This window comes from Vibrio sp. OPT46 (genome assembly GCF_015163535.1).
In the GTDB taxonomy this organism is placed as follows: domain Bacteria; phylum Pseudomonadota; class Gammaproteobacteria; order Enterobacterales; family Vibrionaceae; genus Vibrio; species Vibrio alginolyticus.
The window spans coordinates 33610-44065 of the sequence record NZ_JADDYG010000010.1 but is presented as its reverse complement, the minus strand read 5'-3'; the positions used below and the strand labels follow the sequence as shown (position 1 = coordinate 44065).

General features: G+C 48.0%; 9 protein-coding genes and 1 pseudogene. 6 read left to right on the top strand and 4 right to left on the bottom strand.

Going from position 1 to position 10456, the window contains the following annotated elements; all coding sequences use genetic code 11:
* The 3 genes from IQR33_RS01670 to IQR33_RS01660 all read right to left on the bottom strand — a co-directional run.
* A partial coding sequence (locus tag IQR33_RS01670; protein ID WP_228013709.1) for a zinc-binding dehydrogenase occupies nt 1-873 on the bottom strand: 873 nt, incomplete at its 3' end.
* Between the two features lie 4 nt (nt 874-877).
* A complete protein-coding gene (locus IQR33_RS01665; protein WP_193837912.1) occupies nt 878-1390 on the bottom strand; it encodes a 2,4'-dihydroxyacetophenone dioxygenase family protein in 513 nt (170 codons plus the stop codon).
* 49 nt (nt 1391-1439) lie between these two features.
* On the bottom strand, nt 1440-2201 hold the full coding sequence (locus tag IQR33_RS01660) for an SDR family NAD(P)-dependent oxidoreductase (protein WP_193837911.1): 762 nt from the start codon (nt 2199-2201) through the stop codon (nt 1440-1442).
* 131 nt (nt 2202-2332) lie between these two features.
* On the opposite strand from IQR33_RS01660, the pseudogene IQR33_RS01655 reads away from it, so the two are divergent.
* A pseudogene (locus IQR33_RS01655) lies at nt 2333-3354 on the top strand (helix-turn-helix domain-containing protein).
* Nucleotides 3355-3374: 20 nt separating this feature from the next.
* On the opposite strand, the gene IQR33_RS01650 reads toward IQR33_RS01655, so the two are convergent.
* Nucleotides 3375-4808 (bottom strand): PLP-dependent aminotransferase family protein, encoded by a 1434-nt coding sequence (locus tag IQR33_RS01650; protein WP_080996739.1) that lies wholly within the window; start codon nt 4806-4808, stop codon nt 3375-3377.
* Between the two features lie 271 nt (nt 4809-5079).
* On the opposite strand from IQR33_RS01650, the gene doeA reads away from it, so the two are divergent.
* From doeA to IQR33_RS32065, 5 genes are all read left to right on the top strand, one after another.
* On the top strand, nt 5080-6267 hold the full coding sequence (gene doeA / locus IQR33_RS01645) for an ectoine hydrolase DoeA (protein ID WP_005373780.1): 1188 nt from the start codon (nt 5080-5082) through the stop codon (nt 6265-6267).
* A gap of 54 nt (nt 6268-6321) precedes the next feature.
* A complete protein-coding gene (gene doeB, locus IQR33_RS01640; RefSeq protein ID WP_193837910.1) occupies nt 6322-7329 on the top strand; it encodes a N(2)-acetyl-L-2,4-diaminobutanoate deacetylase DoeB in 1008 nt (335 codons plus the stop codon).
* A gap of 124 nt (nt 7330-7453) precedes the next feature.
* Entirely contained in the window at nt 7454-7933 is a 480-nt protein-coding gene (locus IQR33_RS01635; protein WP_054576150.1) for an Lrp/AsnC family transcriptional regulator, read from the top strand.
* Between the two features lie 155 nt (nt 7934-8088).
* Entirely contained in the window at nt 8089-9609 is a 1521-nt protein-coding gene (locus IQR33_RS01630) for an NAD-dependent succinate-semialdehyde dehydrogenase (RefSeq protein ID WP_054576151.1), read from the top strand.
* Nucleotides 9610-9650: 41 nt separating this feature from the next.
* Nucleotides 9651-10456, top strand: an 806-nt coding sequence (locus tag IQR33_RS32065) for an aminotransferase class III-fold pyridoxal phosphate-dependent enzyme (RefSeq protein WP_228013708.1), incomplete at its 3' end; no start/stop codon positions are given.

The following is a 10456-nucleotide window of genomic DNA, read 5'->3' as shown; positions in this document are numbered from 1 at the left end:
GTAGTAGTAAGAGAATCTCAAGTCGAGCTCTTTTACCGTCGCGTAAGCGTAGTTAATGATTGCGGGTGTCGTATGGATACCCGAGATGACGATTCGCGCTCGGGCAGGGGCGCGGCGCATAAAATCGTCAATTAATGTATGCTTGCCCACACACTCATAAATGACCAGACGTGAATTCATCGCGTACTGCTCACCAACGGCGATCTCGTCTTCCTTGGTCGGGTTGATCAATCGATTTGCGCCAAACTCACTAGCAAGTAGCAACTTCTCTTCCTGAAGATCGACCGCAAGAATATTGCTGACGCCACGTTGTTTCAGTGCAGCAATCACAGCCAGCCCTATAGGACCGCAACCGACAACCAGCGCGGTTTCTTCCGTTTCGATTTCACTGCGATTGACCGCGTGCAAACCGACCGCTAGTGGCTCAGTCAGTGCCGCCGCCTCAGATGGCATTCCGTCTGGGACAGGTAGCAATAACGCTTCATCAAGCAGGAAGTACTCAGAGTAAGCGCCATAAGTACCCGGAGTAACACCAACGCCCGCGCCATTTTGGCTGAGCAACATCGGTACTGAGGTGACTCGGCTACCAACGGACAACGTTTGCTGCGTATCGGCACCGTATTCGATAATTTCCGCGCAGAACTCATGCCCCAACATCACTTGAGCGTGCTCACCGGCTTCATCAGGCATCAACCCGAGCTGGTGGAATACATCAAATACCTCATCCGCGTGTCGAGTAATGTGAAGGTCGGAGCCACAAATGCCACAGGCGAGACTGCGAACCAACACTTGTCCCGAAGCGGGTTTGGGGATTTCGACTTGCTTCAGGCGGACACTACCATCCTGCATTATGATACTGTTCATCTGTTGCATGGGGTTACTCCGCAAGATCATCACTCAGGCCAGCAATCGCACCCGGTTTGATGTAGCGCGCGGTGAAGCCTTGTGCTTTCGCTGTTGCAATAACAACTTGCTCAATCCAACCTGCATCCATAATGTTGATGAAGTTACCCTCTTCGTCAAAGTTAATGTTCGCACCTTGGATCACCATAAAGCCATCTGCACCACCCGACTCTTCTGGACAGTGAAAGGTATGAATCGAACCACCTGGCTCATATAAGTAGCTACCAGCGGTTTGGACTTGATCTGGGTACTCAATGTAGTGCCAAGCGCCACTCAGCGTATAGAAATGCACCACGCCAGTGTGGAATTGCTTAGGCAGAGTGATACCCGGTTTGAACTTGGCGCGAATCACCCACGTACCATTTTCTGGGTCAAGAAACAGCGGGTAAACATCAACACCCGGTAGCGCGTCTTTAATGATCGACTCTTCATTAGTATTAAGAGTTAATAGGAAATCTTGATGCTGAATAACTTCTGGTAATGACATAACTTACATCCTCACTATTGCTGTAATTTGGCGTGCTCGCCTATTCCATCTATCCCATGAGCGGGTACTTAAAATTCTCGAAACCGTCAGATGCGCTAATGGTGCAGCCGTTGATACAGTTGGCTTTCTCGCTGACAAGAAACGCTACCACGTTGGCAATCTCTTCTGGTTGCGTGAAGTTTTGGCGCATCTGTTCTTTGCGGATGTGGTTCCACAAGCCGATCTCTTCGTATTGCCTTAACATCGGAGTATCGACACGTCCCGGAGCGACGGCACACACACGAATATCCAGAGGCGCTAACTCTAAAGCGGCGCATTTGGTCATCATATCGACTGCGGCTTTACTGACGTTGTAGGTAAACGTCATCTCGGAGGCCATTTGGGCGTAAATGGAAGAGGTATTGAGGATCACGCCCGGTGTCCCTTGCGCTTGGAATTGTCTTCCAGAGGCGAGAATACCGTAGTAGACACCGTTTTGATTGACCTTTGAGATCGGCTCAAAATCGGCAACTGGATCGTGGTCAAGCAGAGGTTTCGGTGCACCGATGCCCGCGTTGTTGACCATGATGTCAAGTGAGCCAAATAGTTCGACCGCGTACTTCACCATGGCTTCGACTTGTTGGTAATCGGTGACGTCCGCAACAAAGGTTTCCAACTGCTTAGGGGCAAAACTTGCGTACATTTGCAGTGATTGCTCTGAAATATCGACAGCAAGCACTTTGGCTCCTTGCTCTCTTAGCTTTGCAATAATAGCTTGCCCAATTCCACCCGCAGCGCCAGTCACGATGGCAGTTTTATTGATAAGTTCCATACAGCTTCTCATCCATGCGTTGTTGTTATCGAAATGTAACTTAGATCAACTCACTGGCACTCACTTGACCTTTTACGAAGTAAATTTGATATATTGCGATTTACAACCTGTTAACATTTTAAAATCGAGACATGTATATCGTACGAAGTGGCGCTGCTGATAAATTTGATAGCTTGGTTTCAGAATTAGGTCAGAATCCGCAAGAGATAATGGCCGCTGTTGGCCTGTCTGCCGCGCAGTTTCGCGATCCCGATACCTATCTCGCCTACCCTAGGTTGGCTGAATTACTGGAAGAAGCGGCTGCTCGTTGTCAGCAACCGTTGTTTGGTGCGTTACTCGCTGAGCGTAAAAACCTACAAAGCTTGGGGGACTTACCAATGCTGGTTTCTCGCGCGGAAACGGTTGGTGATGCCTTGGCGCGGGTGAATGATTTTCTCTATCTACATTCGTCAGGGGTAACTCTCAACATGACGCCACAAGATGATTGGGTACGGTTGTCGCTCAATATTGATGTGCACAGCGAACGAGGTATCGCGCAGTTGATGCAGCTCAGTGTGTCGCATCTGGCGATGTTTGTTGCGAGCTTACTTGATATTGAAGCAAGTCACTTCGCGCTACATTTGACTCAACACGCAACATTGGAAGTAGAAAAAAGCAAGTTTGCCCAGCAGAACAAACTGCGTTTCGGTGATAAGTTTGACGGTATCCTACTTAAAGCGACTCTGCTTAACGCTAAGAACCACCAAGATGAAGACGCACTAGAGCGCCATTTTCAACAGCACCTCAAAGAGCTGCAAACCCGTTACCCCAACAATCTCAGTGACCAAGCAGCAAACATGATTGGCCGTCTGCTCTCAACCGGAGAATGCAGCGTTGAGCGCGTTGCAAGAGCGTTGGACCTGCATCCGAGAATGCTGCAAAACAAGCTGAAACAACGGGCACAAATTATCGGCAGCTTTTACAACAAGTGCGTCAGGATTTCGCCGAACAGCGATTGCATGAGAATATTCAGAGTATTACCGATATCGCGTTGCAACTGGGCTATGCAGAAACTGCGGTCTTCAGCCGCCACTTTCGTCGCTGGACGGGAAAATCGCCAAGGCAATGGCGACAAGAAAAAACTCAGTTACAAACGTTTAAGCCCATCAGTTAAAAGCATAAATAACCTATCGTTCAAACCAAAAAGTGTGAGGTGGGAGGGTTGGTATCGAGAATTTCAGCAATCACAGATAACCCGTGTTTGATGTAGCCTCGGTTTGTTTCTGCTCCCAAGCTGATTCGCACGTAAGGCATTGGCTGATTAGTATCGAGAACAAACGGTTTATATCCAGTGATCTGCACCCCTGAACGCTTAGCCGAAGCAACCAGATCATCGCTATTCCACTGCTCGGGTAGTCTCAACCAAATGTGCTGTCCATTCGGGTGCGAGCTATAAACATGCCCTTCTAAAGCGGCTTTTGCTATTCGCTGCCGCTTGGCAAACTCATTGACTTGAAAGCGAATAAGTCGATTTAACGTACCGTTTTCGATCCACAAATGAGCAACTTCAAATGGTAATGGAGTCGCAGACCAACTCGTTGCCGCTAAACGACCAATCGCGTGCTGCAAAAAATGACGTGGGACCGTCAGATAGCCAGTGCGCATGCCTGGCGCTACAACTTTGGTTAAACTGGTGACATAGAAAGCTTGTTCGGGTAACAATGTGGCAAGGGGTGGGACACGGTTAGGTTCTAGTGCTCCATACACGTCATCTTCAATTACATAGATGTCGTATTGCTGCGCAATATTCGCTATCGCCTCTCGGCGTTCAACATCCATATGCGCACTAGTCGGGTTAGCCATGCTCGGTGTGCAACACAATACCTTGATTGGTTTGTGTTTACATGCCCATTCAAATGCATCCGGCGTTATACCAAACTCATCCATTTCAAGTGGTTGCAACTTAAATCCAAGCATTCTCGAGCGAGAGATCAAGCCATGATCAACCAAGTGACCACAAGCAACTAAATCGCCGTGTTCAACAACTGTGCTTAAAGCCAACGTTAAACCATGGCATGCGCCATTTGTGAGTAATATTTGATCGGCACCCACATCCAACCCTTGGCTACTTAGAAATCGTGCTCCTGACTCAATATGATGAGGCTGACCTGTTACCGGCTTTGCTTTACTGATCAAACCACGATTGTTTGTTTGCCCAGCAATCTCCATTAACGCCTGATTAAAAAGCGTAATGTGGCGATCGGTCACCACTGGATGTGCAATCGACATATCAATTTCATCCGGCGTTTCTTTCATCTCTTGTGTCAGCATGAACTCCGTGTCCGTACTTTCATCCACAAAACCTGATTTGACAAAAGTACCATTCCCAACCCAAGACTCGATCGCCCCTTTTTTCTCTGCATAACCATATGCATGGCTCACCGTTTGTACGCTGACGCCAATTTGCTCTGCAAACTCACGATGTGTGGGTAATCGAGTCCCCGGTTTTAGATAACCACTGCGGACACATTCGACAAGATAGTTACCAATGGAGATGTATTTAGCGGTGCCTGGCCGAATGATCGGGTTCAAAGAAATTGTCATGACACAATATTTTAATTGATTCATTTTTAACGCTCATTGTAACTTCCGTTTAACAAATGGCGAACTTTAACTCACAAAACGAGGTGAAATGCACAAAAATAAACCACAATTGTAATGATTGACATGAAATGTATGGGTTAAACAAACATGTTAAACAGCATCGTTCAATCCAAATACAACCCCAGAGGTAAATTGCAATCATTTTTAACGCAGATCTGGCTAGCTGGTAGAAGGTAGAAATACCTCAGCGTCTCCGAAGGCCCATAAGGCGTCGGATTTCTAACAAGGAGAAAATATGAGAGGCGTTGCTTTGCATTTTACACTGGATGAGTTCCAGGATCGGTTAACGAAAGTTCGGCAATCGATGGAAGAAAGAGAATTGGATGTCCTTATCATTCATGACCCTTCTAACATGGCGTGGCTGACAGGCTATGATGGGTGGTCTTTTTACGTGCCACAATGTGTCGTTGTTGGTCCATCTGATGAACCTGTTTGGTTTGGACGCTGCCAAGATGCCAACGGAGCATACAGGACTGCGTATATGTCGGCAGAAAACATTACCTACTATCCAGACCATTATGTAATGAACCCGCCGTTACACCCGATGGATTTCCTAGTCGAAGCCGTACTGGCTCCGCGCCTTTGGGATCGTGGTCGTATCGGCGTAGAAAAAGATAACTATTACTTTAGCGCCACCGCTTACGAATCACTCACTACGCACCTACCGAATGCTCAACTTCTCGATGCAACCGGACTAGTCAACTGGTGCCGCGCCGTTAAATCCGATCAAGAACTGGCGTACATGTACCGTGCCGCTCGCATTGTTGAAAATATGCACCGCGTCGCGTTCGACATGATTGAACCAGGATTACCGAAACACCACCTTGTTGCCGAGATTAACCGCCAAGCCGTGCTCGGGCATGAAGACCACTTTGGCGATTACACCGCGATTGTGCCGCTTTTGCCATCAGGTTCTGATGCTTCCGCACCTCACCTGACTTGGGATGACAGACCCTTCAAGAAAGGCGAAGGGACGTTTTTTGAAATCGCAGGGGCGCACCGACGTTACCATTGCCCACTCTCACGCACTATTTTTCTTGGCGAGCCTGACGACAAGTTCAAACGAGCCGACGAAGCCCTAACTTTAGGACTTGAAGCAGGCCTAAAAGTGGCAAAGCCCGGAAATACCTGCGCCGACATCGCCAATGCACTAAACCAGGTTCTCGATAAAGCGGGATTCTCACGCGAAGGCGCCCGTTGTGGCTATCCAATAGGTTTGAGCTACCCGCCAGATTGGGGGGAACGAACCATGAGTTTGCGAGACACCGATAAAACCATCTTGAGAGAAGGCATGACATTCCATTTTATGCCGGGGCTGTGGTTCAAAGATTGGGGGTTAGAAACAACGGAAAGTATCGTCATTACCCATGATGGAGCAAAAACGCTGTGTGACTTTCCACGCCACTTATTTGTTAAACACTAATTTTTCAAACCTTAAGCTCTGTTGAGCCAGGTCTGAGAACTAAAAGGACTTGATATGCAAAAAAGCTCGATCACAGCCACCATAGACTTTGACCGAGAAGGTGTACAGCACGGCTTTTTAACGCTGCCCTATTCACATGACGACTCCGCTTGGGGAAGTATTATGATACCTATCACCGTGATCAAAAATGGTCACGGACCAACCGCACTGCTTACTGGCGGTAATCACGGAGACGAATACGAAGGCATCACCAGCCTGCTAAAATTGACGAACTCGCTTCAGGCAGATCAAATCCAAGGTCGTGTCATTATTGTACCCATGATGAACTTACCTGCGGTACAAAATGCCTCACGTACGTCGTTTATCGATAAGGGGAATTTAAATCGCAGCTTTCCCGGCAACCCCATAGGCACAGTGACCGAGAAAATTGCGGATTATTTTACTCGTTACCTATTTCCTAAGTGCGATTTTGCGTTAGACATTCACTCAGGTGGTAAAACGTTAGATATCGTTCCGTTCGCCGCTGCCCATCGTCTCGACAATCTCGATCAAGAAGAAGCCTGCATATTAGGTGCAAAACTGTTTGGCGCACCTTACACCATGATCTTGCTCGAAATGGACGCCACCAGCCTGTATGACACTGCCGTGGAGTCTCAGGGAAAAATCTTTGTTACCACCGAACTAAGAGGAGGCGGAACCAGCACTCCAGAAACCATCGCTTATTCCGACCGTGGCATTCGCAACTTCTTGCGCTTCTCAGGCAACTTGCCCGGTGACTACGAACAACCAACCCAACCAACTAAATTATTAGATATGCCTGATGCAAGTTGTTATGTGCAAAGCCAACACCACGGCATCACAGAATACTTATTTGATCTTGGCGATACCGTCAAAAAGGGCGATGTATTAGTGAGAATCTTCTCGACCGAGCGCACAGGTACCGCCCCCGTTGAGTACAAGTCACAGCGCAATGGTATTTTCGCGGCGCGTCGTTTTCCTGCTATGGTGAATATCGGTGACACTATCGCAGTTATAGCCGAAGACTGCGGCGAGATAGGCTGATTGAAAAGCCAACTAAAGAAATCAAAACAAATGGCATACCAGAAGCAAACTGGAAAGCACCTTATAACAGCGACCAGTCATCAGCCTTTCATGAAATGATTAGTATTCTACAGGGAGACTCATTATGCGCCTCGATCGCTACGACGTAAAAATTCTACAAATACTTCATGATAATGGTCGTATCACCAAATCTCACCTTGCCGAGGCCATCAACCTATCCGTGAGCCCTTGCTGGGAGCGCGTCAAAAAACTGGAAGAAGCAGGCATCATTGAAGGCTACGGAGCAAGAGTAAATACCGATATTTTGTTCAAACGAACGTCGGTTATGGTTGAAGTTACGCTCAAAGAACACAACGCCCAAGCGTTCAAACGCTTCGAGCAACTGGTTCAACATTCACCAGAAGTCACTGATTGCTATGCCACGGGCGGTGGTGTCGATTACATCCTTAAAATTCAGTCAGAAGATATCGACCAATATCAGCGGCTTATCGACAACTGGTTAGACTCAGATGTGGGCATTGAGCGCTACTTTACTTACATTGTGACAAAAACAATCAAACGTGATGCGGGCACATTCGAAGTAAACCAAAACGCTTTGTTATAAAAGGGAAAATGCGCATCAGGCGTTAACAGAAAAAACACCATATTTAACGGCACTAAAAAGAAAGTTCTGACGTTTTAAACCTCGGTATCAGAAATTATTTCGGTCACTTCTCCATTACAGTTTCATTATGGACAACGATGCAGGGAGAAGGACTCATGACAGCACTGCACAGCTTACACGCTGAAGAATTAAAAGCCTCGCACGACATGATGGCGATAATGAAAGACGTACGTTTGGTGAGAGGTTTAGCGTACGTGAATGGCAAATGGGTAAGTGGTGATCAATTTCATCCGGTGGATAATCCAGCAGATGGCACGGTCATCGGTTACATCACTAAGCTATCTCAGCAACAACTCTATCAAGCGATTGATAAAGCCGACCAAGCCTTTCGTCAATGGCGAAAAATGCAAGCAGAAGAGCGCGCTGAAATTCTCATGCGTTGGCATGACCTGATTCTAGAATCAAAGCAAGACCTTGCTCATTTGATGGTGATGGAGCAAGGAAAAACACTAGGTGATGCTGTAGGTGAGATTGACTACGGCGCATCCTTTGTTCGTTGGTTTGCCGAAGAAGCACGCCGCTGTTATGGCGAAACCATCCCAAGTCATATTCCGAATGCACAGCTATCAACGGTGCGCGAGCCAATTGGTGTCGCAGCACTGATTACGCCATGGAACTTTCCTAATGCCATGATCACACGCAAAGCCGCAGCCGCACTAGCAATAGGCTGTCCGGTGCTCATTAAGCCCGCCAGTGAAACGCCTTTTTCTGCGTTAGCGTTGGCAGAGTTAGCAGACCGAGCTGGCTTTCCACCTGGTGTATTTAACGTGATCACTGGCGATGCGGTGATGGTGTCACAAACCTTGTGTCACTCCGATAAAGTCAAAGCGCTCTCGTTCACAGGCTCAACTCGAGTAGGCAAACTGTTGCTACGCGACGCGGCACAAACCGTGAAGAAGTGCAGTATGGAGCTCGGTGGTAACGCCCCTTTCATCGTGCTGCCAGATATGGATGTCGAGCAAGCAGCCAAAGCCGCCGTGGATGCGAAGTTTCAAACCGCAGGACAAGACTGCTTGGCCGCAAACCGTATTTTCGTCCCTGACGATAAGTACGAAGCGTTTTTGGAAGCGTTTGCCAAAGAAATGAGCCACATCGTTTTGGGCAATGGCTTAGACGAAAAAACCACCATGGGACCGCTTATTAATCGCACTGCGGTGGATAAAGCGCATGATTTGGTGCGTGACGCGCTCGACAAAGGCGCGCGATTGGTAGCGGGATACCACCAGCCCGTACCAGGCGAAAACTTCTTCGCGCCGACATTGCTAGCCGATGTAACCTCTGAAATGGCGGTGTATCGCGAAGAGAATTTTTGTCCTGTGGCAGGCGTATTGCCTTACCAAGACTTAGATACCGTGATTGAAATGAGCAACGACACTGAGTACGGCTTAGCTGCCTATGTTTATGGTCACGATATTCACCAAATTTGGCACTGCATGCGCGGTTTGGAGTTTGGCATGGTGAGCGTGAACTCCGTCAAAATGACAGGGCACCCTATCCCATTCGGCGGCGTGAAACAGTCTGGTCTTGGACGAGAGGGAAGCCGTCACGGATTTGAAGAATACAGCGAAATCAAATACTGCTGCTTAGGCGCTTTACCAACCGTCAGTGGCAGTTGAGGCACGAAATATGGATATCCAATTATTCGAGGAGAAGGATCATGAGTAACAAAACCCAACAACTTTTAGAGATCGATCGTCAGAGAGTATTTCATGCCTCAACCCACCTGAAGCAGTATGCGGCCGGGGAGCTTCCGGGAAGAATTATCTCGAGCGGAAGCGGAATACGCATCACCGATTCAGAAGGCATCGAGCTGATAGACGGCTTTGCCGGGTTGTATTGTGTAAACATTGGCTATGGCAGGACCGAAATGGCCGATGCGATTTATGAGCAAGCCAAAGAACTGGCGTACTACCACACTTACGTCGGTCATACGAACGAAGCGCTCGTGACACTGTCAGATCGCATCATCAAAATGGCGCCTGAAGGCATGAGCAAAGTTTACTACGGCATGTCAGGCAGCGACGCGAACGAAACTCAACTTAAGTTGGTGTGGTATTACAACAATGCTCGTGGTCTACCAGAGAAGAAAAAAATCATTTCGCGTGACCGCGGCTACCATGGTTCAAGTATCGCGTCCGGTTCAATGACAGGTTTACCGTTGTTCCACGCCCATTTTGATTTACCACTTGAGCGTATCAAACACACCATCGCGCCATATTATTATCGCCGTGAAGACGAGAGTATGTCTGAGCTTGAATTCTCTCAATATTGCGCAGATCAACTCGAAGCGATGATCTTGGAAGAAGGCCCAGAAACGGTAGCAGCAATGATTGCGGAACCAGTGCTCGGTACTGGCGGTATTGTGCCACCACCAGCAGGGTACTGGCAGGCGATTCGCAAAGTACTCGACAAATACGATGTACTCTTGATTGCGGATGAAGTGGTGTGTGGCTTTGGTCGCCT

Excerpts from the sequence above, each read along its gene's own strand:
- IQR33_RS01665 (WP_193837912.1), bottom strand. The coding sequence starts at position 1,390 with ATGTCATTACCAGAAGTTATTCAGCATCAAGATTTCCTATTAACTCTT.
- IQR33_RS01630 (WP_054576151.1), top strand. The coding sequence starts at position 8,089 with ATGACAGCACTGCACAGCTTACACGCTGAAGAATTAAAAGCCTCGCAC.
- doeB (WP_193837910.1), top strand. The coding sequence starts at position 6,322 with ATGCAAAAAAGCTCGATCACAGCCACCATAGACTTTGACCGAGAAGGT.
- IQR33_RS01650 (WP_080996739.1), bottom strand. The coding sequence starts at position 4,808 with ATGAATCAATTAAAATATTGTGTCATGACAATTTCTTTGAACCCGATC.
- doeA (WP_005373780.1), top strand. The coding sequence starts at position 5,080 with ATGAGAGGCGTTGCTTTGCATTTTACACTGGATGAGTTCCAGGATCGG.
- IQR33_RS01660 (WP_193837911.1), bottom strand. The coding sequence starts at position 2,201 with ATGGAACTTATCAATAAAACTGCCATCGTGACTGGCGCTGCGGGTGGA.
- IQR33_RS01635 (WP_054576150.1), top strand. The coding sequence starts at position 7,454 with ATGCGCCTCGATCGCTACGACGTAAAAATTCTACAAATACTTCATGAT.